At 40.3% G+C, this 25,486-nt stretch carries 21 protein-coding genes and 2 rRNA genes (1 of these 23 running past the window's edge); 15 read left to right on the forward strand and 8 right to left on the reverse strand.

All coding sequences use genetic code 11. The annotated features are described in order from the left end of the window. Together MKY13_RS00595 and rrf are read left to right on the forward strand one after the other, a co-directional pair. Window positions 1-1,775: ribosomal RNA gene (locus MKY13_RS00595) — 23S ribosomal RNA — on the forward strand (it extends 1,154 nt beyond the left edge of the window). Between the two features lie 82 nt (window positions 1,776-1,857). Next, window positions 1,858-1,973 (forward strand): 5S ribosomal RNA (rrf, locus tag MKY13_RS00600). Between the two features lie 64 nt (window positions 1,974-2,037). On the opposite strand, the gene MKY13_RS00605 is transcribed toward rrf, so the two are convergent. Next, window positions 2,038-2,709: a LytTR family DNA-binding domain-containing protein gene (locus MKY13_RS00605; protein WP_339214684.1), complete on the reverse strand. Its 672-nt coding sequence runs from the start codon at window positions 2,707-2,709 to the stop codon at window positions 2,038-2,040. A 214-nt stretch (window positions 2,710-2,923) separates the two neighbouring features. On the opposite strand from MKY13_RS00605, the gene aceA reads away from it, so the two are divergent. Together aceA and MKY13_RS00615 are read left to right on the forward strand one after the other, a co-directional pair. After that, window positions 2,924-4,207 (forward strand): isocitrate lyase, encoded by a 1,284-nt coding sequence (gene aceA, locus MKY13_RS00610; protein ID WP_191701687.1) that lies wholly within the window; start codon window positions 2,924-2,926, stop codon window positions 4,205-4,207. Window positions 4,208-4,631: 424 nt separating this feature from the next. Then, a complete protein-coding gene (locus MKY13_RS00615; RefSeq protein ID WP_339214686.1) occupies window positions 4,632-5,807 on the forward strand; it encodes an alanine--glyoxylate aminotransferase family protein in 1,176 nt (391 codons plus the stop codon). 57 nt (window positions 5,808-5,864) lie between these two features. On the opposite strand, the gene MKY13_RS00620 is transcribed toward MKY13_RS00615, so the two are convergent. Beyond that, window positions 5,865-7,790, reverse strand: a complete 1,926-nt coding sequence (locus MKY13_RS00620; protein WP_339214688.1) for a tetratricopeptide repeat protein — start codon at window positions 7,788-7,790, stop codon at window positions 5,865-5,867. A gap of 144 nt (window positions 7,791-7,934) precedes the next feature. Here MKY13_RS00620 and ade point away from each other — a divergent pair, with 144 nt between their 5' ends. Genes ade through MKY13_RS00635 form a run of 3 tightly spaced genes read left to right on the forward strand, consistent with a single transcriptional unit; the run spans window position 7,935 to window position 10,899 of the window. Further along, window positions 7,935-9,680 (forward strand): adenine deaminase, encoded by a 1,746-nt coding sequence (gene ade, locus MKY13_RS00625; protein ID WP_339214690.1) that lies wholly within the window; start codon window positions 7,935-7,937, stop codon window positions 9,678-9,680. A 60-nt stretch (window positions 9,681-9,740) separates the two neighbouring features. Further along, on the forward strand, window positions 9,741-10,478 hold the full coding sequence (locus MKY13_RS00630) for a glycosyltransferase family 2 protein (protein WP_339214692.1): 738 nt from the start codon (window positions 9,741-9,743) through the stop codon (window positions 10,476-10,478). Between the two features lie 52 nt (window positions 10,479-10,530). Then, on the forward strand, window positions 10,531-10,899 hold the full coding sequence (locus MKY13_RS00635) for a DUF1232 domain-containing protein (RefSeq protein ID WP_191701682.1): 369 nt from the start codon (window positions 10,531-10,533) through the stop codon (window positions 10,897-10,899). Window positions 10,900-10,946: 47 nt separating this feature from the next. Here MKY13_RS00635 and MKY13_RS00640 read toward each other — a convergent pair whose 3' ends face one another. The 4 genes from MKY13_RS00640 to MKY13_RS00655 all read right to left on the reverse strand — a co-directional run bounded on the left by MKY13_RS00640 (window position 10,947) and on the right by MKY13_RS00655 (window position 15,298). Next, window positions 10,947-11,894 (reverse strand): BadF/BadG/BcrA/BcrD ATPase family protein, encoded by a 948-nt coding sequence (locus MKY13_RS00640; RefSeq protein ID WP_191701681.1) that lies wholly within the window; start codon window positions 11,892-11,894, stop codon window positions 10,947-10,949. Continuing rightward, window positions 11,887-13,410 (reverse strand): argininosuccinate lyase, encoded by a 1,524-nt coding sequence (gene argH, locus MKY13_RS00645; protein WP_339214694.1) that lies wholly within the window; start codon window positions 13,408-13,410, stop codon window positions 11,887-11,889. Before argH ends, MKY13_RS00640 begins: the two co-directional genes overlap by 8 nt. A 387-nt stretch (window positions 13,411-13,797) precedes the next feature. After that, complete coding sequence (locus tag MKY13_RS00650; protein WP_339214696.1) at window positions 13,798-14,721, reverse strand: DMT family transporter; 924 nt, start codon at window positions 14,719-14,721, stop codon at window positions 13,798-13,800. A gap of 16 nt (window positions 14,722-14,737) precedes the next feature. Continuing rightward, window positions 14,738-15,298: a GNAT family N-acetyltransferase gene (locus tag MKY13_RS00655; RefSeq protein ID WP_339214698.1), complete on the reverse strand. Its 561-nt coding sequence runs from the start codon at window positions 15,296-15,298 to the stop codon at window positions 14,738-14,740. Between the two features lie 150 nt (window positions 15,299-15,448). Between MKY13_RS00655 and MKY13_RS00660 the strand changes: the two genes are divergently transcribed. The 5 genes from MKY13_RS00660 to MKY13_RS00680 all read left to right on the forward strand — a co-directional run bounded on the left by MKY13_RS00660 (window position 15,449) and on the right by MKY13_RS00680 (window position 19,532). After that, a complete protein-coding gene (locus MKY13_RS00660; RefSeq protein WP_191701677.1) occupies window positions 15,449-16,396 on the forward strand; it encodes a carbohydrate kinase in 948 nt (315 codons plus the stop codon). Window positions 16,397-16,543: 147 nt separating this feature from the next. Next, window positions 16,544-17,662 (forward strand): helix-turn-helix domain-containing protein, encoded by a 1,119-nt coding sequence (locus tag MKY13_RS00665; protein ID WP_339214700.1) that lies wholly within the window; start codon window positions 16,544-16,546, stop codon window positions 17,660-17,662. A 1-nt stretch (window position 17,663) separates the two neighbouring features. Next, a complete protein-coding gene (locus tag MKY13_RS00670; RefSeq protein WP_339214702.1) occupies window positions 17,664-17,864 on the forward strand; it encodes a PLD nuclease N-terminal domain-containing protein in 201 nt (66 codons plus the stop codon). Further along, window positions 17,861-18,763 carry an ABC transporter ATP-binding protein gene (locus tag MKY13_RS00675; protein WP_191701674.1) on the forward strand — a complete coding sequence of 301 codons (903 nt, stop codon included), beginning with the start codon at window positions 17,861-17,863 and terminating at the stop codon, window positions 18,761-18,763. The genes MKY13_RS00670 and MKY13_RS00675 overlap by 4 nt, the downstream gene beginning before the upstream one ends. Further along, entirely contained in the window at window positions 18,750-19,532 is a 783-nt protein-coding gene (locus tag MKY13_RS00680; RefSeq protein WP_339214704.1) for an ABC transporter permease subunit, read from the forward strand. Before MKY13_RS00675 ends, MKY13_RS00680 begins: the two co-directional genes overlap by 14 nt. A 59-nt stretch (window positions 19,533-19,591) precedes the next feature. Here MKY13_RS00680 and MKY13_RS00685 read toward each other — a convergent pair whose 3' ends face one another. Further along, a complete protein-coding gene (locus MKY13_RS00685; RefSeq protein ID WP_339216813.1) occupies window positions 19,592-20,275 on the reverse strand; it encodes a DUF421 domain-containing protein in 684 nt (227 codons plus the stop codon). Window positions 20,276-20,382: 107 nt separating this feature from the next. On the opposite strand from MKY13_RS00685, the gene MKY13_RS00690 reads away from it, so the two are divergent. Continuing rightward, complete coding sequence (locus MKY13_RS00690; RefSeq protein ID WP_191701672.1) at window positions 20,383-21,588, forward strand: MFS transporter; 1,206 nt, start codon at window positions 20,383-20,385, stop codon at window positions 21,586-21,588. A gap of 55 nt (window positions 21,589-21,643) precedes the next feature. Here the strand turns inward: MKY13_RS00690 and MKY13_RS00695 are convergent, their stop codons facing one another. After that, window positions 21,644-22,327: a histidine kinase gene (locus tag MKY13_RS00695; protein WP_191701671.1), complete on the reverse strand. Its 684-nt coding sequence runs from the start codon at window positions 22,325-22,327 to the stop codon at window positions 21,644-21,646. A 338-nt stretch (window positions 22,328-22,665) separates the two neighbouring features. Between MKY13_RS00695 and MKY13_RS00700 the strand changes: the two genes are divergently transcribed. Beyond that, on the forward strand, window positions 22,666-25,077 hold the full coding sequence (locus MKY13_RS00700; RefSeq protein ID WP_191701670.1) for a Na+/H+ antiporter subunit A: 2,412 nt from the start codon (window positions 22,666-22,668) through the stop codon (window positions 25,075-25,077). Continuing rightward, entirely contained in the window at window positions 25,064-25,486 is a 423-nt protein-coding gene (locus tag MKY13_RS00705; protein ID WP_191701669.1) for a Na(+)/H(+) antiporter subunit B, read from the forward strand. Before MKY13_RS00700 ends, MKY13_RS00705 begins: the two co-directional genes overlap by 14 nt.

Genomic DNA, 25,486 nt, shown 5'->3' on the forward strand with positions numbered 1-25,486 from the left:
CGAGTGACGCTGCGCCGAAAATGTATCGGGGCTAAACGATTCACCGAAGCTGTGGATGCATACTTTGAGTATGCGTGGTAGGAGAGCGTTCTAATAGCGTTGAAGTCAGACCGGAAGGACTGGTGGAGCGATTAGAAGTGAGAATGCCGGTATGAGTAGCGAAACATGGGTGAGAATCCCATGCACCGTATGACTAAGGTTTCCTGAGGAAGGCTCGTCCGCTCAGGGTTAGTCGGGACCTAAGCCGAGGCCGATAGGCGTAGGCGATGGACAACAGGTTGATATTCCTGTACCACCTCCTCACCGTTTGAGAAATGGGGGGACGCAGTAGGATAGGGTAAGCACGCCGTTGGTTGCGCGTGTTCAAGCAGTAAGGCGTGTATGTAGGCAAATCCGCATACTATAACGTTGAGCTGTGATGACGAGCTCTTTAGAGCGAAGTTCCTGATTTCACACTGCCAAGAAAAGCCTCTATCGAGGTGAGAGGTGCCCGTACCGCAAACCGACACAGGTAGTCGAGGAGAGAATCCTAAGGTGTGCGAGAGAACTCTCGTTAAGGAACTCGGCAAAATGACCCCGTAACTTCGGGAGAAGGGGTGCTTCTTTGGGTGCATAGCCTAGAGAAGCCGCAGTGAATAGGCCCAGGCGACTGTTTAGCAAAAACACAGGTCTCTGCAAAACCGTAAGGTGACGTATAGGGGCTGACGCCTGCCCGGTGCTGGAAGGTTAAGAGGAGCGGTTAGCGCAAGCGAAGCTGTGAATTGAAGCCCCAGTAAACGGCGGCCGTAACTATAACGGTCCTAAGGTAGCGAAATTCCTTGTCGGGTAAGTTCCGACCCGCACGAAAGGCGTAACGATCTGGGCACTGTCTCAACGAGAGACTCGGTGAAATTATAGTACCTGTGAAGATGCAGGTTACCCGCGACAGGACGGAAAGACCCCGTGGAGCTTTACTGTAGCCTGATATTGAATTTTGGTACAACTTGTACAGGATAGGTAGGAGCCAGAGATCCCGGAGCGCCAGCTTCGGAGGAGGCGTCGGTGGGATACTACCCTGGTTGTATTGAACTTCTAACCCATGCCCCTTAGCGGGGTAGGAGACAGTGTCAGGCGGACAGTTTGACTGGGGCGGTCGCCTCCTAAAGAGTAACGGAGGCGCCCAAAGGTTCCCTCAGAATGGTTGGAAATCATTCGAAGAGTGTAAAGGCATAAGGGAGCTTGACTGCGAGACCTACAAGTCGAGCAGGGTCGAAAGACGGGCTTAGTGATCCGGTGGTTCCGCATGGAAGGGCCATCGCTCAACGGATAAAAGCTACCCCGGGGATAACAGGCTTATCTCCCCCAAGAGTCCACATCGACGGGGAGGTTTGGCACCTCGATGTCGGCTCATCGCATCCTGGGGCTGTAGTCGGTCCCAAGGGTTGGGCTGTTCGCCCATTAAAGCGGTACGCGAGCTGGGTTCAGAACGTCGTGAGACAGTTCGGTCCCTATCCGTCGTGGGCGTAGGAAATTTGAGAGGAGCTGTCCTTAGTACGAGAGGACCGGGATGGACACACCGCTGGTGTACCAGTTGTCTTGCCAAAGGCATCGCTGGGTAGCTATGTGTGGACGGGATAAGTGCTGAAAGCATCTAAGCATGAAGCCCCCCTCAAGATGAGATTTCCCATTACGCAAGTAAGTAAGACCCCTGAAAGACGATCAGGTAGATAGGTTCGAGGTGGAAGTGCGGTGACGCATGTAGCTGACGAATACTAATCGGTCGAGGACTTAACCACATTTTATTGCACAACTCAATGAAACGTTTATCCAGTTTTGAAAGAACGATTCTTTCTACAGGTTTCGTAAGAAGCCCTATAGTGAAGTGATGATGGCAAAGAGGTCACACCCGTTCCCATACCGAACACGGAAGTTAAGCTCTTTAGCGCCGATGGTAGTTGGGGGCTTCCCCCTGTGAGAGTAGGACGTCGCTTCGCACACGAAAAAAACCACTGAGAAATCAGTGGTTTTTTTATGTCTAATTCCCCCTATTTGAAGATGTTAAAATTCCAAAACCTCCCGTAAATTATTAATGTAAGATTGACTTACTGGTAATTCTGTCCCCTCACTTAGCTGAACAATAAAGTTGGAAGTTAAATCCCGTGAGATTTTCTTTATATAGTAAATATTAATAATACAAGATCGATGAATGCGGATAAAGTTGGACGGCAACCTTGTCTGTAATTCTTTCAATGTGACAGCCGTTTTATATTGTTCACCTTGAGAATAAAACCAAGTTCGTTTTTGAAGGCTTTCAATATGTGAAATTTGATCAATAGGAATAGGCATCCAGTCTTCTACTTGCTTGCCTGTTAAAAATTTGTAAGTATCCGGTTTCTTAATTGTAAAAAGGGGAGGAAGGACAACAATTAAAGCCCCTTGCTCTCCGTTTACAAGGATGGGATAACCGATTGCATAATAAGGTGTCTCAAAAAGTGTACTTTCCATGACTGCATCTGTTTTTTGTCCTGTCTGGAGAACTTGGAAAGCAATACTGTCTTCTGGAACAGCAGAGCCTACCTTTAATGTGAATTGGTGATGACCCGTACTAAAATAAATATAAGTGTTATTTACTGCTATTGCTATCGATGCTTCTGCTGGAATCCAGTCTTCTAAAATAGTTTTGTACTGATTAAAAATATCTTTTTCGACATCAATTTTTTGTAATGACAAGGTAAATCCACTCCTTCTGTATTATTGCCTAAATATGTTTCGTCCTTTAAATAAGACAACTCATCCTTAATTAAACATAATTTGTCAGAAAATAATGAAAAGTAAATCGTTCTGTTATACATTATATTACAGCAAGATGTTCTGTTATGGAACAGGGGATAGCAAATTTTCCTAACAGAATTTTCATACACAATGGGGAAGGTGGAAATTTATCATGTCAACACGTCAAGAAAGAATTGAAGCTTTACAAAAAGAATGGGCAGAAAATAAACGCTGGGAGGGAATTGAGCGTGGCTATACAGCTGAAGAGGTTGTAAAGTTACAAGGTTCATTCATCCAAGAGCAAACATTAGCAAAGCGTGGAGCTGCTCGTTTATGGAATTCATTACATGAAGAGCCGTTTATCAATGCTTTAGGTGCTTTAACGGGGAATCAGGCAGTACAGCAAGTAAAGGCAGGTTTAAAAGCAATCTACTTATCGGGGTGGCAAGTAGCGGCTGATGCGAACCTTTCTGGACAAATGTATCCGGACCAATCTTTATATCCAGCAAACTCTGTACCAGCAGTAGTAAAGCGCATTAATCAAGCTTTACAACGTGCTGATCAAATTGATCATGCTGAAGGTCGCGATGATGGCTTCGACTGGTTTGCACCAATTGTGGCTGATGCTGAAGCAGGCTTTGGTGGTCCATTAAACGTATTTGAGTTAGTTAAAGGGATGATTGAAGCTGGTGCAGCTGGTGTCCATTTAGAAGACCAATTAGCTTCTGAGAAAAAGTGTGGTCACTTAGGTGGTAAAGTATTATTACCTACTCAAAACGCAGTACGCAACTTAATTGCTGCACGTCTTGCTGCGGATGTTGCGGGTGTTGATACAATCTTAATCGCTCGTACTGATGCTGACGCTGCTGACATGGTAACGTCTGATATTGACCCACGCGATGCAGAATTCTTAACAGGTGAACGTACTCCAGAAGGATTCTACCGTACAAAACCAGGTATTAAGCAAGCAATTGCTCGTGGTTTAGCTTATGCACCATATGCAGACTTAATTTGGTGTGAGACATCTCACCCATCTTTAGAAGAAGCTCGTGAGTTTGCTGCTGCAATTCACGCTGAATTCCCAGGGAAAATGTTAGCGTACAACTGCTCGCCATCATTCAACTGGAAAGCTAAATTATCAGATGAGGAAATTGCAGAGTACCAACGTGAATTAGGGAAGCTTGGCTACAAGTTCCAATTCATCACACTTGCAGGTTTCCACAGCTTAAACTTTGGTATGTTCGAGCTTGCGCATGACTACAAAGACAATGGAATGGCTGCTTACTCTAAGCTACAACAAGCTGAGTTTGCTGCAGAGTCTAAAGGTTATACTGCAACTCGTCACCAACGTGAAGTAGGTACTGGTTACTTTGATGAAGTATCACAAACAATTTCAGGCGGTACATCATCGACAACTGCTATGTCTGGTTCTACTGAGACTGAGCAATTTGCTTAATAAGGTATAGACTTTTTAAAAGGGTAGGATTATGAAAATAATTCATAAACGGGGAACTGCTCTATAAATAATAATTTATCTCTTTTTACCCGCTCTTCCTATTCAAAGTGTTATCGGGGATATAGCACTTAGTAGATAACCGCTATGCAAAAGGGCGATTTCGAAAGCAATACGAAGGTTGGGGAAAAGAGATAGGATTTTGGATTTTGAACTTGAACATTTTAACTACGATACAATCTAAATCGAATTGGACCGCGGTTTAGAATGGGATTGCCTCCCATAAATAGAAGCAAACTTAGGGGTTTTGTATAAATGGAAATATGTCTTTCTAGCTTGGATGGGGCTGGAAAGGCATTTTCCATTTTAGTAGATAGGCGTTTATTTGAGGAGCTTTTAATTACTAACTAATAGGGGAGCCGTTTATATGAAAAATAAAGAACTATTACTTGTACCTGGACCAACACCTGTAATGGATGAAATTTATGATGCGTTGGCAAGTGAAACGAGAGGACATACAGATCCTCGTTTTGTGGAAATATTTAAAAATGCAATTACGAATACGAAAAAGCTTTTTAATACTGATGGAGAGGTGTATGTAGTAGCGGGCTCTGGTACATTGGCAATGGAAATGGCTATTGTAAACACTGTTGCTAAAGGTGAACGTCTTTTAGTCATTAGCCATGGCTATTTTGGTGATCGTTTTACACCACTGGCAAAGGCATTTGGTATTGAAGTCGACGTGCTACAGTCTACGTGGGGGGAACGTGTGGATGCGCAACTTGTTGAAGAAGCGGTAAAAGCAAAGTCATATAAGGCAGTCACGATTACACATGCAGATACATCAACAGGTGTTGCTTCCGATTTAGATACGCTTATTCCAATTATTAAAGCATCGGGTGCGCTTGTAATTGTGGATGGTGTCGTAGCGACGGCAGCGCTTCAAGAGGATATGGGCAAATCGTATGGGGAGGAAGATTATAAGATTGATATCGTCTTAACAGGTTCACAAAAAGCGATTGGTATTCCACCAGGTCTTGCAATCGTTGCCTTTAGTCAACAGGCTTTGGCCGCCCGTGAACAAATTGGGACAGTTCCTGCGTATTATGCGGATATACATAACTGGCGCAATATTATGGAAAACCCAGCGATGTATTTTGCGACACCACCAGTAAATTTAATTTATGCATATGATGTTGCATTGCAAATTGTATTGGAAGAAGGCATGGAAAAGCGCGAAGCTCGACATATTGCCTATGGAAAAGCGGTGCGTACAGCGTTACGTTCATATGGCATGACACCACTTGCAGAGGAAGAAGTAGCGGCACCGACATTAAGCTGCATTTTATATCCTGAAGGGGTGGATGACGGGAAGTTTCGTGCAAGCCTGGCAAGTCGAGGCGTTATTGTAGCAGGCTCGTTAGCTCATTTGGCTGGAAAAGCATTCCGTATGGGACATATGGGTAATGCGACTTCCGAGATGCTACAGCAGGCCATTATTGCGATCGGTGAAGCATTGCAAGAACAGAATATAGAAGTAAATATCGAAGAAGCGAAAAAGGTGTTCTCACAGCAAATTGAACAGGCAACAGTAAAAAGTTAAGTTTATAGAAGAAAGAGGGGGCTAAAGAGTAATTTTAGCTCCCTTTTTATGATGAAGTCAGAATGATGGCTCACTCATACTTTGTTCCATCGACTGTTTTAACCAGCGTGTTGCTTCTGTATAGTCTTGTGTTACGCCAAGTCCTTTTTTATAGAGCATTCCAAGTTGGAACTGGGCTTTAGTATGTCCTTGCAAAGCGGCGAGGCGATAACATTTAGCGGCTTCTTGATAATCTCTCGTTATTCCTTCGCCATTTGCATACATTTGGCCCAATTGAAATTGTGCTTTTGGATACCCCTTTTGTGCGGCTTGTTGAATCCATTTAAATGCCTCGGTGTAATCCTGCTTTGTCCCAAGTCCTTTATCAAACAGATTGCCGAGCTGATATTGTGCATGGAGATGTCCTTGTTCTGCTGCGGAGCGGTAACAGCGGCGGGCTTCATCATAATTGACAGAAGTACCGAGTCCTTTTTCGTAAAGTAATCCAAGCTGGTATTCAGCTTCCGCCTCATTTTTGCTAACAGCTGCGTAAAACCATTTAAGTGCCTCTTGATAATTCGGTAAATGGTGTTCATCACCAAGGTAAAAAAGCCCAAGCTGAATCTGTGCTTTTGCATGGTTCTGAATAGCTGCACGTTTCAACCATTTTACTGCTGTTTCTGTAGCACCGGTTTCTAAATAAAGCATACCTAAATCATAGTTTGCACTAATATGTTCGTTTGAGGCAGCTTTTAGTAACCATTCCAGGGCACTTATTTGGGCAAGCGTTGTATTTTGTTGCTTATAAATAAGGCCGAGAGTATATTGGGCATTTGTATGGCCGTTATTTGCCGCGAGTGTCAACCATTTAATCGCCTCTTCTTCACTTTGACCGATGCCTTGACCTGATTTATAAAGTAATGCGAGTTGGAATTGAGCATTCGTATGGTTTTGAATAGCGGCCGATAGATACCAGCAAGCTGCATCGTTATAGGAAAGTTTGACACCATCACCTTTTGTATATAAATAGCCTAGGTTATATTGCGCACTAGCATCTCCTATTTTAGCTGCCTGTAAAAAAAGGTCCGCAGCCTTTTCGTAATTTTGTTCTACGCCCTGTCCCTTATGATATAAGAAACCGAGATTATTCATGGCGCTTGTATTTCCTTGCTGGACCGCTTTTTTATACCATTTTGCAGCTGTTTCATAATTTTGCTGAACACCAGTCCCCTGATTGTATAGCGAACCGAGATTATACTGGGCATCTGCATTTCCTGCGTTTGCAGCTAGTTCATATAATTCAGCGGATTTTTTTTCATCCTGTTCAATACCTTGCCCGAGCTGATACAAGATGCCAAGTGCATACAGCGCGTTGCTATCCTTCTTTTCAGCAGCTAAAGAATACCATTTTGCCGCTTCTTTTAAATTGCGAGGGACACCTTTGCCATGATTGTATAAAACGCCGAGATTGTATTGTGCAATGGTATTGCCTTTTTCTGCAGCAATTAAAAACCATTTAGCGGCCGCTTCATAGTCATAGGCCGGCAAATCTAACTTCCCGAAAGAAGTGGGAGTGAGACTTTCGATTTCGAATGGTACTGATAACTTTTCTTTTGTAAGCAACTGTTTTGTGTACCAGCTAGTTAAATCCATTAAATAATCCAGTACAATTTTTGCAGCCTTCGTATCGATCAAATCATTTGCCTGGGCTTCGGTCATTTTCAGAATTAAATTCATGAGCAAATACATGCGGCGCGGTTTTATTTTTTCGATAAAGTGTTTATTGTTCAGGAGGGTACGTAGTTCGCTTACTGTTCCGTCCTTCTGCATCTCCTTTGCATATAAATCCCGTACGATCATGCGGAGCGCAATATTAGATTTCTTTAAAGAGAGCATAGGGTTGGAAATGGTGTAACGGGCAGAACCCTGCAGTGCTTCCGCTAAAGGGCGATGTGTTTCCGGAATTGAATTAACAACCTTTGTAAGTAAGTCACGATTTACCATAAATATTCACTCCCTTCAATAACACTAAGTAATCTTTTTATCGGAGAGGAAGATTAAAAGTGAATAGGAAGCATTTATAACACCAATAATATAGAAAATATTGTATGATAATTGGAAAATAGCTGGATGGGTGGTAGGGACAGTATGAAACGGATTATAGATAAATCGCAAAAAAGGGAAAAAGCAGATTTCATTATTCAACATGCACAAATAGCAGATGTATTTAATCTTCGCTGGCGACAGGGGGACGTCGTAGTAGCTGATGGGAAAATCATTGCCATCTCCGAACCAGGTGAATTTGAAGCGGATGAAATTATTGATGCAAGTGGAAAGTATATTGTGCCGGGTTTTATTGATGCCCATATACATATCGAGTCTTCCATGCTGGCGCCGAAGCAATTTAACCGGATTATACTTCCTCATGGTGTGACGGCTGTCGTAACAGATCCGCACGAAATTGCCAATGTTGCTGGAAAAGCAGGGCTGGAATTTATGTTGAGGGATATAGAAGATGTCGAAATGGATATTTATTATATGCTGCCATCCAGTGTGCCAGGGACATCCTTTGAAAATGCAGGGGCAGTATTAACAGCAAAAGATTTAGCGGAGTTTGTCCATCATGAGAGTGTGTTAGGGCTGGCAGAAGTAATGGACTTTCCGGCTGTGCTAAACGGTGAGGAAGGGATGCTTTCAAAGCTTAAGCTTGCGCAAGATGCTGGGATGATTATAGATGGGCATGGTGCAGGTTTAACTAGTGCACAAATTCGTGGATACCGTGCTGCAGGGATTGCTACAGATCATGAATGTGTAACAGCAGAAGAGGCGTTAGATCGTGTAGAGCAAGGGATGTATGTGTTTATTCGCGAAGGTTCTGCTGCTAAAAATTTAAAAGCAATCTTACCTGCTGTGACGGTTGCTAATGCGCGGCGATTTGCATTTTGCACCGATGATAAACATTTGGATGAGCTCATGGAACAAGGGAGCATAAACTATGCTGTTGCTCTTGCCATTGAAGAAGGCATGGATCCATTACTTGCAATTCAGCTGGCATCATTAAATGCTGCAGAATGTTACCGCTTAAATAATAAAGGGGCAATCGCTACAGGTTTTGACGCGGACTTTTTATTAGTAGATAACCTGCAGACGATGAAAGCTTTAGCTGTATGGAAGGACGGCAAGAAGGTTGCTGAATATGGCAAAATGCTTACTCCGGCTCCGGAAAAATCTATTATTGAAACGTCTATTTTACATTCAATGCATTTACCAAAGTTAACGAAAGAGGATTTACGCTTGTCGTTTAAAGGAAATCGGGCAAATGTAATGCAAATCGTTCCCAATCAATTAATTACGAAGCGGATTGAAGCGAATGTCGATGTAGTGAATGGGGAATTTATTCCTTCTGTTAAAAAGGATTTACTGAAGCTTGCGGTTGTGGAGCGCCATCATCATTTAGGAACAAAGGCAGTGGCCATTGTAAAGGGTATCGGTATACAGAGCGGGGCGGTAGCAACAACGATTGCCCATGATTCTCATAATGCGATTGTCGTTGGGACAAATGATGAAGATATGCTTGTAGCACTCAATGCACTTCAGGAAATGCAAGGTGGGTTGGTCATATTAAATGAAGGCGAGATCATTGCTTCGTTGATTTTACCTATTGGGGGTCTTATGACGGATTGTTCAGCAGAAGAAGCAAAATTGGAACTTCAAAAATTACATGAAGCACTTCATATTATTCATCCTACACTTGATTATCATTTGTTTTTAACTTTGTCCTTTTTAGCATTGCCGGTCATTCCGGATATTAAGCTAACTGATACGGGCTTGTTCGATGTGACAGCGTTTAAGCATATTCCGGTAGAAATAACTGACGGTGGGGAATCTCATTGAATTTTCCAGCATTAACCGATAGAATTTAGAGAATATCTCTATTTCTAAGGAGCATGCAAAATGAATCGAGTCATAGTTGTTATACCAGCGTTGAACCCGTTACCCGCAGTTGTAGACTTTGTTCGGAAATTACAGGCACTGCCTCTTGCAGGCATTATTGTTATCAATGATGGCAGTGATAAAAGATATAACAGTACATTTGAGCAATTAAAGCAGGAAAACTGCATTGTTTTAACGCATGAAAAGAATTTAGGAAAAGGTCGTTCGCTGAAAACGGGGATGGAATACATATTAAAATCTGCAGAACGGCCAAAAGGTATTATTACAGTAGGTGCACATGGTCAGCATTCTGTATTGGATGTAGAGCAAGTGCTTTCAAGTACAAAGATTTTCTCGGATGGGATTATACTAGGTGTTCGCGATTTTAAAGCTTCAGACTATCCTTTTTTAAGTAAACTTCAAAACCGTGCGAATTCGATATTGTTTGAGCTATTTATACATAAACGTCTACTCGACATTCAGACTGGTTTACGTTTTATTCCGAGGGAGCATTTATCTTGGCTGTCAAAAGTAAAAGGGGAGTCCTTTAACTATGACACGAATATGCTCATTGAAGCGATTAAACGAAATGTCCCTTTATATGAAGTACCTATCGGTTATGCCAAACTCCGGAAAAACTCGATAACTTATTATGACGAAGTATTGGATCCGACGAAAATTTTCCAGCAACTTTGGTTAAACTTTCTTCGTAAAGGCAAAATGCCAAAAGAATTATCTTCAAAGCGGAAACGTAAATGATTACAAACAGCAAAATTAAGGGAATATATAGGGAGAATGGAGGAGAGAAATAATGGCTGAACAATTTAATTTTGATAAAATGATCGATGGTCAGGAAGAACACTATTCAGAAAATAAATTCCTCAATAAATTTAAAAAATTCGGTGGCGGTTTAGGCTATAAAGCAATGCATGCAGCAGCTACACTTTTTGTGGCATTACGTAGCCCGGATATGTCGAAAGCGAATAAACTGATTGTTCTGGGGGCGCTCGGTTATTTCATTTTTCCGATTGATTTAATTGTCGACTTTTTACCGCTAGTTGGTTTGACGGATGATGCGTTTATTATTTTAACTGCGCTTGGAAAAGTGTATCTATCTATTACTGATGAAATGAAGTTGGAAGCGAAGCAAATGATTGATTCGAAATTTGAGGCGCAGTAAGTAAAAAGAGGTCAAGGCGATTTTCATCGTACTTGACCTCTTTGTTTTTAGTTGATATAGAGGGTCCCGTTAATTTCCCGTAAGCCTCGATTGAAAATAGATTCTATTGGTTTTTCTTCACATAGTTTTACAGTTAGATTTGGATGCGTTTGTTCAAGTTGTGTGATGACTCCATTCATTATGCTCGGATTGTTTTTCAATACACCGCCATTTAAGAACAGTGTATGCACTTCATTTGCATAGCCGGCATTTTTTAACGTTGTTGCTGCTAGTAATACAAGTTCGTCCACCGCTTTAAGCATAATTTTATGGGCAACTGCATCGTCCATGTCCACCGCCTGCTGTAAATAGGAACCTAAGCTTGCTAACCGTGCATTCGTATAATCCGGGGAATAGATTAAGTTAAACAGTTCATCCGTACTGTTTACGTGATGGCCTTTTAAAACAAGCTCTGTTAATGCAGTCGGCTTATTGCGACCGTCTGCAGCGCGGAAAATGGCCTTGGCGATATGCTTACCTATCCAGTAGCCACTACCTTCATCCCCAACGCGATGACCCCAACCTCCTGCACGGATAATTCTGTTATTCATATAGCTATAGCATATGGCTCCAGTCCCTGAAATGAGTAAACTCACATCATGATGACCTAATCCTTTTAATGTCGCTTCCACATCATTTTCAATAATAACGTGACCAAAAGTGAATGGACAGCGTGCGATACTTTCTTCAATAATTTCTTCGATAATTTTTTTATCTTGATCCGTATCAACCCCAGAAATGGCAAATACCGCCACATCGATAAATAGACTCGGTAAATGGGCTGCTGCACTTCTTAGTAATCCTGTATATACATGTTGTACATGTTCAATTCCTGCCGCTTGATAATTCGAGCTAGTAGAGGTTGCGGAAAATAACTCGCGTCCCTCTGACGAACGAATTGTCATAACCGTTTTTGTTGCGCCACCGTCAACAGCTAAAATAAATTGTTCATTCATTAGTCGTCCACCCCTTTAAAAATTTATCTAATTGCTCTTCTGCCTGTAAAATTGATTCTGTTTTTTCCCGTAGCCAGTTTTCAAGCGGTACAGAGTCATCCTGCGCCTGTACAAGTGACTTTCTCATCGTCACAGGGGCAGGACCCCCTTTCAAAGTGCGGATATTGACGAAGTATTCAGGTTGAATGGCTTGATAAAAGGCAATTTCATTTATTTGGAGAGGCTTCCCTGTAATTTCAAGGCATTTCTCATTTGCTAAGTCCCACGTTAGGCTTGCAAGCGATTCTTCATTATTTGCTATAAGCTCTCGCACACAAAGACTTACAATTTTATGGGATTGGCGGAATGAAATATTTTCTGAACGAACAAGAGAATCCGCAAGCTCTGTTACGTTGGCAAAACTGTTTTGCGCACGCTTTAGCAGATTTTCTTTGTTTACATCCATTGTCACAATCAAGCTTCCAAACAACTTATAAATTCCGACTAAACGGTCAATTGCCCGCCATAAATAGGGCTGCATATCATCCTCTGTATCAACGATGTCTCCAAAGGGTGTATTATGAACCATTTGTAAAACCGTACTTGCATCCCCTACAACAGAAGATAGTAGGGAACGTGTATGCTCAATAGAAACAGGATTTCGCTTTTGAGGCATTATTGAACTGATCTGTACATATGGGCTCGCAAGCTTAAAAGCATTAAACTCCTGTGTTGCCCACAATAAAAAGTCTTGTGATGTACGCCCTAAGTTTAAAGCGGCAAGTTGTACAGTGCTGGCTGCTTCGGCAATATAGTCAGCGCCAGCAACGGCATCCCATGCATTTTCAATTAAATCATCGAAGGCAAGAAGCTCCTGCACCCGTTCGCGGCTAATAGGGAAGCCCGTTGTTGTTAAAGCGGCAGCGCCCATGCTACTGCGGTTAATGTTCTCGTAGGCAGCCTGCATCCGTTTATAGTCACGAGTCAATTGGTCAATAACCGCTTTTAAATAGTGGGCAAACGTTGTCGGCTGTGCTTGCTGGGTATGTGTATAGCCAATCATGATCGTTTCTACATGTTCCTCGGCAAACAGAATTAAAGAATGGCGTAAATTTATAAGCTCCTGCATAAGGGTCAGCATCTTTTTGCGTAATGTCATGCGATAAATAGCAATTCCCATATCGTTTCGACTGCGGCCAATATGTAAATTTCCTGAAATATCGCCACCTAGTTCGATTAATTTATTTTCAATACGGAAAAATAAATCTTCAAACTGTGGGTTATAATCGCGTGTTTTGTAATATTCCAGGTCTAATTTCTGTATGGCTTGCCCAATTCGGCGTGCTTCATCTGCGGTTACTAGTTCCTGCTCCTCTAACATTTTCAAGTGTGCAATATGAATTTGAAGCATTGCATCTAAAAAGTGCTTACGTGCTTCGTCATACGCAGGCTGTAGAACCATTTGACGATAACTGTTGGAAGGAAATAAAATACCTTCTTTCTCATTTACTAGATCGCGGAAATTTTGAAAAAACATGATGAATGGGCCTCCAATCAAATGATAGAAACTACTAAGTAATACTTTTATTCTACAATTGTTGGAAAATTTAATCAATTATAATAATTAAAGAGAAAAAGTATTCTGGCCTACAATCTAAATAGAAATACTACTTCATTAAATATGGTTAAATTATCTAATAATTATTTAAAATCTTCTAATATATGTATAAAAGTTTTAATAAAGACCTGATTTTCTAAAATCTATTTCAGTTGTTCAAATAAGTGATGGAAACTTTCTATAAAAGGGTACAGATGTTCTAATATCACCGGAGAAGTTTCTAATATCTACAACATTTGTTCAAATAAAATTAAAGCTCTGCAACTAAAAAAGCTGCTGCCTGTAAAAATACAGACAACAGCTCTTTTAAATGGAGTTCGTTTCATTGTTCTTCTTTTCTATTGCACGCATTTTCTTTGCAGTAAAATAGGAAGGCAATACCATGCCGAATAAAACGAGAATAATTCCGCCAACTTGAATCATCGTTAAGCTTTCATTTAATACAATGACGGATACGATAATGGCTACCGGCAGTTCCATCGCACTTAAAATTGAAACGAGTGCTCCGCCAACTTTAGGTGCAGCAATCGAGAATAATAAAATAGGTAAAATAATACCGAATAAACCAAGTGCCATCCCAAACTTCCATAGTCCGGTACCTAATTGCCCGTTCCAGATAATTTCAGGTGTTAAAAAGATTGAAATAACAAGGAGCGCAATAACGGATAAAATAAATGTTCTACCAACCATTGTCACACCCTCAACTTTACGGGCATTAATCTGTAGAAAGGCGGCAAAAGTAAAAGCAGCTGCTAAGCCTAGTGCCCATCCTTGCCAAGCAATTTGGGACAAATCTACATCGATAATACCAGCGGCTAAAATCGTTCCCGCAAGTAAGAAGGCTAAAGAGAATAGCTCAATACGGCTCGGTAATCGTCTACTTACGAAGCAATTCATAAAGAGTCCAATCCAAGTAAATTGGAAAAGCATGACGACCGCTAGTGAGGCCGGTAAATAATTTAGCGATTGACCGTAGACAATTCCTGTAAGGGCAGTAAATATACCGGCAAAGATTAGGGTCACTGCACCGGACTTTGTAATGTTCGGTAATGTTCGCTGTGTTAAAATAAATAATAAAAGGGCCATTAAAAAGCCGAAAAAGTATTGGCTAGTGACAGCTTCTGCTGTTGTATAGCCATGCTGCATGGCAACTTTTACTATAGTAGATAGTACGCCATAACTGCTTGCCGCAATAACAACAAGCAGTGAGTAAATCCAATTTTGTTTCATTGTGTTTCTTCCTATTCTATAGCGATTTCACCATATGATGAAATGGTTCGTTAATAATTGTCCAGCTTTCGGTTGTAGAGTAGCCCATCCGTTCATATAAGCGTCTAGCATCAATCTTCTCCAATTCCACATTTAAAGAAATTTTGCTGTAGCCTAATTGCTTACCCTTTTGTTCAGCAAACTGCAAAAGGCGCGTTCCAATACCAAGACCGCGTGCATCTTTAGAAACACAAATTGTATCAATATAATATTCATCCATATGAGCCTCAACATCTAACGTAATAGGGATGCCTTTTTCAGCTAGCTGTGCTTCCAGTTGACTATCCAGCTTTTTCCCAAGATGTCCGTCATATAACACGACAATCCCCAATATTTCGTCATTTCTCTCAGCTACGTATGTATTTAAATAGCTATGTCGATTCGTTGTTTCTGTAACTAACTGTTCTAAAGATGCTAATATTTTTTGAGGGACGTCTTGTCCAGTCAAATTATTTGCAATGTCGCCAATAGCGTCATAAATTAAAGGGGCAATAGCAGCGGCATCTTTTATTTCCGCATTTCGAATAATAATCGTCATCAAAATCCTCTCCTTACCGAAACACAGTATAACAGAAATAAATATAGTAAGCGAAAAAACGATTAGTGTCAGAATAGTATAAAGTTTTATAAATCGTTCTTTTCTATGGTAAATTAGTAAGAACATAAAACGTCGGAGGTTAGACAATTAATGAGTCAATTAGACAAAGAATTCATCTTAGTTTATGGAGATGCATTCGTTGATTATATTGCAAATGACAAAACGAATACGTCATTCACGAAGTTTTTGGGTGGCGCAACAATCAATGTAGCCGCGGGAATTAGTCGAATTGGTGCTCCGTCAGCCCTTATTACCATTACAGGGGATGACGAAACATCGGAATTTTGTCGCCAGGAGATCTCAAAAGAAGGCGTCAATTTAGATTTTGCAGTATTTGATGCGAAAAAGCGTGTAAGTGGAGTATACGTGCATTTAACAGAAAACTGTGAGCGAGTATTTAAAGATTATGTCGATGAGACGCCGAATTTACAAGTAACACCTGAGCAATTGAATGAGGAAGCTTTCAAGCGTGCTTCTATTTTAAATGTATGTTCAGGAACAATGTTTGAAGAAACAGCTTTAAAAACGACACGTGCTGCTGTAGAAATGGCTAAGGATAAAGGAGCGATTATCGCTATCGATGCGAATATTCGTCCATTACGTTGGGAATCCGAAGAAATTTGCCGCGAAACGGTTGCATCATTTTTTGAAGATGCCGACATTTTAAAGCTGACAGATGAAGAGTTGTTTTTCTTAACAGAAACAACAACAATTGAAGAAGGCTTACAAAAGCTGGACGAGCTATTAGTACCGATTGTTTTAATTACAGTAGGTGCTGACGGTGCCTATGCTGTACTCAATGGTGAAGTTACACATGTCCCTGTTGATCGCGTTGTTCCAGTAGACACAACAGGTGCTGGAGATGCATTTATGGCCGGTGTCCTACGCTATGTACATTTCAATGGACTGCCAACAGTGAAAGAGGATTTAGTAGACTGTGTGGCATTTGGTAATAAGCTAGGCGCAATGGCTGCAACAAAGGCGGGTGCATTAACTGCACTGCCAAACTATGAAGATATAAAACATTTAATTAAATAGTAGAAAATATGCAGGGTGTCTAGCTAGTGGACAGCCTGTTTTTTTTGTTGTGAAGAAACCATTAGTTGACAAAATCATTAAATTGAAACAATTAGTCGCTATAAAAACGTATCATTTCTTCTTATAATTAGGTTAAGAGGTGAAGGGATGGATAACTTTCAATTTGCGACCATTTTTATGAATAATCGAAAAAAATTAAATGTAACACAAGAGGATATTGCTCGTTTTATGGGGGTTTCCAGAGCAGCTGTGTCGAAATGGGAGAAAGGGCAAAGTTATCCCGACATATCAATATTGCCAAAGCTTGCAACATATTTTAACGTATCGATTGATGAATTGTTAGGGTATAAACCACAGTTGACGAATGAGCGGATTATGAATATGTATGAGGAGTTGGCTCGAAGATTTTCGAAAGAGCCGTTTGAAGATGTAAATAGGGATATTGAGTTACTCATTGAGGAATATTATTCTTGCTTTCCTTTTTTGCTGAAGATGGCGCAACTTTATGTGAATTATTTCAACAAGGCCGATGACAAAGAGCAGGTAACTAAAAAAATCCAAGGACTTTGCATCCGTGTAAAGGAGTTTAGTGGAGATTATAAACTGACAAATGAAGCAAATTTACTGGAGGCCCTTACGTATATTTTAAAAGGGGAGCCCCAACAAGTACTTGAGCTTTTAGGAGAAGATGCAATTATTCAGCTAGGGAATGAACAGTTAATCGCAACAGCCCAAATGATGCTCGGCAACACGGAGAAGGCGAAGGAAATTTTCCAGGTCAATATGTACCAGCAATTGTTATGTGTCATTTCAAATGCGAGTGAAGCATTAATGTTAGAAGCAGACAATGAGGCATATTTTGAACAATCCGTTCGCCGTATCGAAACAATGATCGAAACCTTTAATATTGGAAAATTAAATGCTCATACAGCACTCCTATTTTATATACGGGCTTCAAGCGGATATGCAGCACAAAATAATATAGAGCAGGCCCTTCGTTGTGTTGAGTGCTATGTGAAAATTTGTATGAAAATTAATTTCCCTCTTCAGCTTGTAGGCGATGATTATTTTTATTTACTGGACGGGTGGATTGCAAGGGAAGTAATGCTTAGTTCGCAAGCCCCCCGTGATGAGGAAACAATAAGACGGTCAATAATAGATGGTATCACCAATAATCCGATGTTAGCGAATGTCCAGCAAGATGTACGTTATAAAAATTTAATCGTTAATTTGAAGCATCATTTAAAATTAGAGGAGGAATTGTAAGATGGAAGCTTTATCAAATATTCCTTGGGGATTGATTGCCCCGCTATTAGTATTGCAGTTTGTGTTGGCGGCAGTAGCGATTGTTGATATTATTCGTATTCATGAAACCCGCGGACCAAAATGGTTTTGGATTATCGTGTCACTATTTGTTAATACGCTTGGGCCAATTGCGTATTTTCTTTTTGGACGTAAAAACCAATGATATGCATTGAAGTGGAAGGCTTAACAAAGCAGTTTGGCCCTAAAAAAGTAGTAGATGGCCTATCGTTTTCATTACCAATGCACACGTCTACAGCACTAATTGGTCCAAATGGTGCTGGGAAGACAACTGCGCTTTCGATGCTAGCCCATTTAATGGAGCCGACAAGTGGAAAAATTATTATGCCTAATATAAAAGATATGCGTAGTGCAATCGGCTTTTTGCCGCAATATCCACAATTCTATTCTTGGCTGACTGCACTGGAGTATATGGAAATGGTGGCGAGTTTAAGTAATCTTGATAAACGTACTTTAAAAAGTGAGTGCAAAAAGATGCTTTCGTTTGTTGGGTTAGAGGGCGCCATGAATAAGAAAACTGTCACTTTTTCAGGTGGAATGAAGCAACGGTTGGGTATTGCACAGGCACTTGTTCATAAGCCGAAACTTTTATTATTGGATGAACCGGTATCAGCACTGGATCCTGTAGGGCGTCGTGAAGTAATGAATTTGCTTAAGGAAGTGCAGGAGCAAACGACGATATTGTATTCGACACATATTTTAAATGATGCAGAGGAAATGACGGATCAACTATTGTTTTTACGTGACGGACAATTAGTAGAGCAAGGCTCATTGCAGCGAGTAAAGGAAAAATTTCAGGAGCCACGCTATAAAATTACGTTTTCTCATGAGAACGAAGCACAGCAGTTTACGGAACAAACGGCATTTCAAACTCAAAGGGCGAGAAATATTGTCTATGTTGAGATTTTGGAAGACCGTCCGACTATGCAGCAGCTTTTATACCAGCTTGCTGTTTCACCATGTGAAGTATTGAAGGTGGAAAGAGAGACAGCAAGCTTGGAAGAAATCTTTATGAAGGTGGCTGGCGAGAATGCAACAATTTAAAGCACTTTTTTTAAAGGAATGGCGTGAAAGTGTACGGAGCTTTAAATTAATATGGATACCGCTCGTATTTATACTGCTTGGAATTAGTGACCCAATAATGAATTACTTTATGGAAGATATTTTAAAAGCTGTCGGCAATATGCCAGAAGGGTTTATGTTGACGATGCCTGAATTACAGCCAGCCGACCTTTTAATGGCTTCGACGGGTCAGTTTCAGTCGATTGGTTTACTCGTCTTAATAGCAGCTTATATTGGTATATTCAGCCGGGAACGACAAAATGGCACGGCGACACTCATCTATGTTCGTCCTGTTTCTTTTACAGCAATGTACATGAGTAAATGGATGGTAGCAAGCATCATCGCTATGATTAGTGCGATTGCAGGCTATGCGGGGAGTATGTATTATACTGCATTGTTGTATGGTACTGTTGATTGGATGAAGTTCTTTGCGATGTTGGGGACGTATTGTCTATGGTTACTATTTGTTATGGCTGTAACTGTTGCAATGAGTGCGGCATTCAACACATCGATTGCAGCAGCCGTTACGATTGTAATTATATCGTTAGGTTTGTTCATCGATTCACTGTTTGGGGCTTTTTGGAGTTTAACACCATGGAAGCTTGCGAATTATGGAATAGCGCTTCTAACAGATAGTGTACTTTTGAAAACTTATTGGCTTACAGTACTTATGGTTGTGGGTCTGACGATTTTGTCCACTATTCTTGGTATAGTCATGAGCCGAAAAAATATGGGCCAACTAAAGATCTAATTATTCAGTAGAGACCGATGTTTAAATCGGTCTCTCTTTTTTATTTAAGGAGGAAAATATTATGAGGAAGGTGGACTGGCATTTTTGACGCTAATATAAAGTGAGCCGTTTTCTAAAACTTGAACATAATAAAGGTCTTCAACGGAATGATAGTTTTTCTTGGATAGTTTTTTAAGCAGCCATTCTTCTGTTAATTGGAGGTCATTTAAATTTTTTGTAATAATTTTCCCGTCTGATATGACCTCGGTTGGTAAATACTGTGGTGCAGGAGCTGAAACATTCACATCCTGTTTTGAAGCAGTGCGGGCAAGTGGTTTTTTCAGCACACTTAATTCACCATTTGTTTCGAAGACAGCAAACTGCACCTCATCAAACCCGAAAATACTTTGCTCTCTTAGTAACATGGCAAGTTCATCCGTATGAAGCCTTGCCTTTTTGAGATTATCGTTCAAAATAACACCGTTTTGAATGACGATTGTCGGCTTATCATCAAATAAGACACGAGCTTTTTTCGACTTAAGTGTAATAAAGCTGACTAAAAGAGTAAGTAGTGCCCACCATATAAGGGAGATAAGTCCATCCAAAAAAGGTGTCTCTACCTGAGCGGAGATTTCCGCGGCAATTGAACCAAATGTAATACCTGTTACATAATGAAAAAAAGTAAGCTGGCTTAATTGTTTTTTGCCAATTATGCGTGCAAGTAGTAATATAGCAAAAAATGCACAACTTGAACGCCAGAGCATTTCAAATAAGTTTAATTCCAATTTATGATCACTCCTTATAGCGAATAGCATGGGCAAACATAAAAGGAAATATGCGACTTTATCTAATAGAAAGAATGTGAAAACAGATGTCGGCTACAATTGAAAAACAATCAAATCCTGTCTATCCCATTATGGTAGCAATTGGGATATGTCACTTAATCAATGATACAATGCAAGCGGTTATACCGGCGATGTTTCCGCTACTGGAACGTGATTTAGGGTTAACGTTTACCCAACTTGGTATGATCTCGTTTGTCCTCAATATATTTGCAAGCCTACTACAACCAGCTGTAGGATTTATGACGGATAAAAAGCCATTTCCCTATGCATTGCCAATAGGGATGGTCAGTTCGTTTATTGGTCTATCATTGCTGATCTTATCAGGACAGTACTGGATGATTTTAGTGTCGGTCATCTTTTTAGGTATCGGTTCTGCGATTTTTCATCCTGAGGGCTCGCGTGTATCTTTCATGGCGGCAGGGAATAAACGTGGATTGGCACAGTCAATTTATCAAGTAGGGGGAAATAGTGGACAGGCGTTAGCTCCATTATTAAGTGCTTTTTTAATCTTACCGTTTGGAATGAATGGTGTAGCATATATCCTCATTTTCACGTCAATTGGGATTTTCTTGTTAACAAAAATTTCAATGTGGTATAAACGTCAGCTTGATGCGGAGAAAAAGTCCAACATAAAGAAGGTTCTCGTTTCCTCATTGCCGCCTTTAACAAAAAATCAAGTAAAAATGGCGCTTACTGTTTTGCTATTACTCATTTTTGCCCGTTCGTTTTATGTGACGAATATTACGAACTTTTATGTATTTTATTTAATCGAGCAATATGGAATGAGTGTTGAGCGCGGACAGCTATTTATTTTCGTGTTTATGGCATTCGGAGTAGTAGGAACCTTTTTTGGAGGTCCTTTATCGGATCGTTTCGGAAGAAAAAACATTATACTGCTATCGGTTATAGCACCTATTCCATTTTGCTTAGCACTGCCATTTATTCCATTACCAGCTGTATTACTCTTTCTTATTATTATCGGTATGCTTATTATGATTAGCTTTACTGTGACCGTCGTTTATGCACAGGAGCTTGTTCCGTCTAAAATTGGGACAATGGCTGGGTTAACAATCGGTGTCGCATTTGGTATGGGGGCAATAGGCTCGATTGTCATTGGCAAGCTCATTGATGAGATGGGGATTCACTTTACGATGAATGCTGTGTCTGTTTTAACGTTATTATTATTCGTTGCATTTTTATTGCCGAGAGACCAGGTTCGAAAGGCAAACTAATTTTTAAAGAAAAAACCCCCCTCGCGTATGAATCGGTGAGGGGGGATAATGTATGTTATTCGTTTTCTAAGCGGCAGGCAGGAGGAATACGATCCGGATCCGTTACTAGTGCTTCGGTAATATTTACTTCCTGCATCTTGTTGTCAAAATTAAATTTAAAGATTCCATTATCAAAATCGGTGCCAATTTCCTTAAAGAAAATACCTTCGATAAAGGCAGTTTTAGGACAAGTGAAAGCGATTTTGTAATGACCGTTTTCTTTAATTAAATAAGCGCGAACGCCTTTTTCAAAAATATCGATCAGTTCATCGTCTGATGGATGTTTAACCGAAACGATATGGAAATCAACAAAAGGTACTTCTTTTAAAAGGACATTTAAAAACGAGCCTTTCGTAATTTCTTCCCAACGACTTTGCGCACTTTGACCTACGATGATTTGCGTAATATTATAGTTTGTTGCCACTTCTGTAATCACTTTATGAATCGGGCGTTTTTCATTATCTTTAATGAAGAACTCTTCCACATCCAACTCATCAGTTAGTTCTTTCCACTGTTCGATGTAACCGGATTTCTCCGCATCAAAAGCGTCAAGCGGCTTTGAGTCAACTGTCAGCACATATAATGGGCAGTCGAGTAATGTCGCAAGTTTGTGTCCACGGCGAATTAATCGCTCACCATTTTGTCCATAATATACACAAACTAAAATACTTTCATCCAATCGGCCTTTAACATGTTTCATTTTAGTTCGCACCTCTTTTTCTTATCCTATGATAATTTATTGAATCGGAATATATTTTGAGAAATTAAGCATAATTGAGATAAAACGAAAGCTATTACAGTGCATTGCACACTTTATTATTGTATACTTATTTCTGTGATGTTTATTTACAATCACTAAATTCAACGTAATTTTTTTCTTGCTTTCAGCAATTTAGTCTAAAAAAATGGTATTTATTTATAAATATAATCTCTATATGCCACATTATTATGAAGTGAGTTAAATAGATAGTCAAGTATGATTAATTAAATTTAGTGTTTACATAGTTTTGTTGACTTTATTTTAGGAGGTTTTTGCTTTTGATTGTCGTGCTTTCCATTGTGTTGCCGTTTCTTGCCGCAGCATTAATCCCGTTTATATACAGCCGTTTTAAGAAAGTTCACTTAGGATGGTTTGTATTAGTCGTACCAGTCGTTTTATTTTCAATTTTAGCTACATATATCCCTCGAGTTGCAAATGGCGAAGTATTCGTCAAGACGTTTGAGTGGATCCCCTCTTTCGGTATTAATATTACTACGTATCTAGATGGATTGAGCATGATATTCAGTTTGCTCATTACTGGGGTAGGTAGTTTAGTCATACTGTATTCAATTTTCTATTTATCAACGAAAGAATCGTTACACCATTTCTATTGTTATTTATTACTATTCATGGGCGCTATGCTAGGCGTCGTCCTTTCAGATAATTTAATGGTGCTTTATGTATTTTGGGAATTAACGAGTGTTTCCTCATTCCTTTTAATTGCATTTTGGCATCACCGTAAAGCCTCTCGTGCAGGTGCACGAAAAGCAATGACCATCACAGTATCTGGTGGCGTTGCGATGTTAGCTGGTTTTTTAATGTTATATGTTGCATCCGGTACGTTTAGTATACGGGAAATTGTCGCAAATTTAGATGTTGTGCAATCCAGTGCATACTTTGTACCAGCGATGTGTTTAGTGCTTTTAGGGGCATTTACAAAATCCGCCCAATTTCCTTTCCATATTTGGCTGCCTGATGCAATGGAGGCGCCTACACCGGTTTCTGCCTATTTGCACTCTGCCACTATGGTTAAAGCAGGTATTTACCTTGTTGCACGTACAACGCCTATTTTCGGAGGTCACGAAGTATGGTTTTGGGCGGTAAGTGGGGTAGGTCTCCTTACTTTATTCTGGGGATCATTTAATGCCGTCAAACAGTTCGATTTAAAGGCATTACTTGCCTACTCAACAATTAGCCAGCTTGGATTAATTATGTGTCTATTTGGTCTTGGCTCTGCTGCACTCCATTCCGGTTATTCAACGGAATCCGTCATTTATACACAGGCCACTTTTGCGGCTTTGTTCCATTTAATCAATCACTCAACGTTCAAAGGTGCACTCTTTATGATGGTAGGTATTGTCGATCATGAAGTGGGGACGCGTGACATTCGCCGTTTAGGTGGATTGATGTCACTTATGCCATTTACATTTACGATAGCTGTTATCGGTAGTGCCTCTATGGCGGGATTACCACCATTCAATGGTTTTTTAAGTAAGGAAATGTTCTTTACGGCAACGTTAAAAATTACCGAGCTGGATCTTTTCTCACTTAATAGCATCGGAGTTTTATTCCCCATTATTGCATGGGTAGCAAGTATATTCACCTTTATTTACTGTGTCATTATTGTTATGCGTACGTTCTTCGGCAAAATCCAGCCAGATCGTTTGGAGAAGCCGCCGCATGAAGCACCATTTGGCATGTTGATTTCTCCTTATATTTTAATTGCATTTGTTGTAGGGATTTTTATCTTCCCTAATGTGCTGGGACATTATATTTTAAGTCCGGCAATGGCAAGCATCTATCCAATGTTTCCGTCGGTAGAGGATATGACGCCTCATATTGCGGCATGGCATGGATATATAAATACAGAGCTTATTATGACAGCAGGTGTCATTTTATTAGGGGTTCTATTGTACCGAGTATTAAAAAAGTGGCGTCCTATCTATCAGCTGATTCCACCAAGTTTTACATTAAACGCTTTGTATGAACGTGTGATTACTTCAAGTGAGAATGTATCAGGACGTGCAACGAATCGTTATATGAACGGTAATTTAACCTATTATTTCGTGTATATTTATGTGTTTTTTGTTGCCCTTTTAGCGGGTTATATGATTTATGCGGATGCATTTAGCTGGAATCCTTCAAAGGACTCGGTAATCGAGCCTTATGAATTGGTTTTAGTATTCGTTATGATTATGGCTGCCGTGGCAATTATTTTTGCAAAACAGCGTATTACTGTAGTTCTGTTAAACGGGGTACTCGGATATTCTGTAGCATTTTTCTTTGTCGTGTTTAGAGCACCTGATTTAGCGCTTACACAGTTGGTCGTCGAGTCTGTGACAACAGCGCTGTTCCTACTATCTTTTAAATATTTACCGAAGCTTAAAAACGAGTATATATCGAAGAGCTGGAGATTTGCGAAAATAACTATTTCCATAGCGGTTGGCGCAACTGTTACACTTATCGGCTTAGCGGTAATGAACTACGATCGATTTGAGCCGATTTCGAAGTACTTTGAGGACTCGTATAATTTAGCAGGCGGGCAAAATATCGTCAACACGATTTTAGGGGATTTCCGTGCATTTGATACGATGCTGGAAGTAGTTGTACTCTTTATTGCGGGTCTAGGCATCTACACACTTATTAAGCTAAAGGCGAAAAAGGGGGATGCAGACGTTGAAAGTAAATGATGTTATTTTAAAATCAGTCGTACGAGGCGTTGTGTTCATCGTCTTTACGCTTGGTATGTACTTATTTTTTGCAGGACATAATGCCCCAGGCGGTGGATTCATCGGTGGATTAGTACTTGGCTCGGGGATCGTCCTTCTGTATTTGACGTACGATATTGAAACGGTCCATAAAGGTATGCCGTTTGACTTTAAAAAAGTAGCTGCAATCGGGGTATTGCTGGCAACTGGTTCGGCCATCGCCTCTATTTTCTTTGATGTACCCTTTTTAACACAGGCAGATGGTTATTTTGATCTTCCATTATTAGGAGAGAAGCATTTGTCTACTGTTACGATTTTTGAAGCTGGTGTCGCATTGACGGTCGTCGGTACACTCGTAACGATTATTTTAAATATAAGTGAGGATGAATAG

This window comes from Solibacillus sp. FSL W8-0372, assembly GCF_037969735.1.
GTDB classification, from domain to species: Bacteria; Bacillota; Bacilli; order Bacillales_A; family Planococcaceae; genus Solibacillus; species Solibacillus faecavium.

What these genes read in the sequence shown, in the direction of transcription:
- aceA (WP_191701687.1), top strand. Translation starts at nt 2,924, where the DNA reads ATGTCAACACGTCAAGAAAGAATTGAAGCTTTACAAAAAGAATGGGCA.
- MKY13_RS00615 (WP_339214686.1), top strand. Translation starts at nt 4,632, where the DNA reads ATGAAAAATAAAGAACTATTACTTGTACCTGGACCAACACCTGTAATG.
- MKY13_RS00620 (WP_339214688.1), bottom strand. Translation starts at nt 7,790, where the DNA reads ATGGTAAATCGTGACTTACTTACAAAGGTTGTTAATTCAATTCCGGAA.
- ade (WP_339214690.1), top strand. Translation starts at nt 7,935, where the DNA reads ATGAAACGGATTATAGATAAATCGCAAAAAAGGGAAAAAGCAGATTTC.
- MKY13_RS00630 (WP_339214692.1), top strand. Translation starts at nt 9,741, where the DNA reads ATGAATCGAGTCATAGTTGTTATACCAGCGTTGAACCCGTTACCCGCA.
- MKY13_RS00635 (WP_191701682.1), top strand. Translation starts at nt 10,531, where the DNA reads ATGGCTGAACAATTTAATTTTGATAAAATGATCGATGGTCAGGAAGAA.
- MKY13_RS00640 (WP_191701681.1), bottom strand. Translation starts at nt 11,894, where the DNA reads ATGAATGAACAATTTATTTTAGCTGTTGACGGTGGCGCAACAAAAACG.
- argH (WP_339214694.1), bottom strand. Translation starts at nt 13,410, where the DNA reads ATGTTTTTTCAAAATTTCCGCGATCTAGTAAATGAGAAAGAAGGTATT.
- MKY13_RS00650 (WP_339214696.1), bottom strand. Translation starts at nt 14,721, where the DNA reads ATGAAACAAAATTGGATTTACTCACTGCTTGTTGTTATTGCGGCAAGC.
- MKY13_RS00655 (WP_339214698.1), bottom strand. Translation starts at nt 15,298, where the DNA reads ATGACGATTATTATTCGAAATGCGGAAATAAAAGATGCCGCTGCTATT.
- MKY13_RS00660 (WP_191701677.1), top strand. Translation starts at nt 15,449, where the DNA reads ATGAGTCAATTAGACAAAGAATTCATCTTAGTTTATGGAGATGCATTC.
- MKY13_RS00665 (WP_339214700.1), top strand. Translation starts at nt 16,544, where the DNA reads ATGGATAACTTTCAATTTGCGACCATTTTTATGAATAATCGAAAAAAA.
- MKY13_RS00670 (WP_339214702.1), top strand. Translation starts at nt 17,664, where the DNA reads ATGGAAGCTTTATCAAATATTCCTTGGGGATTGATTGCCCCGCTATTA.
- MKY13_RS00675 (WP_191701674.1), top strand. Translation starts at nt 17,861, where the DNA reads ATGATATGCATTGAAGTGGAAGGCTTAACAAAGCAGTTTGGCCCTAAA.
- MKY13_RS00680 (WP_339214704.1), top strand. Translation starts at nt 18,750, where the DNA reads ATGCAACAATTTAAAGCACTTTTTTTAAAGGAATGGCGTGAAAGTGTA.
- MKY13_RS00685 (WP_339216813.1), bottom strand. Translation starts at nt 20,275, where the DNA reads ATGCTCTGGCGTTCAAGTTGTGCATTTTTTGCTATATTACTACTTGCA.
- MKY13_RS00690 (WP_191701672.1), top strand. Translation starts at nt 20,383, where the DNA reads ATGTCGGCTACAATTGAAAAACAATCAAATCCTGTCTATCCCATTATG.
- MKY13_RS00695 (WP_191701671.1), bottom strand. Translation starts at nt 22,327, where the DNA reads ATGAAACATGTTAAAGGCCGATTGGATGAAAGTATTTTAGTTTGTGTA.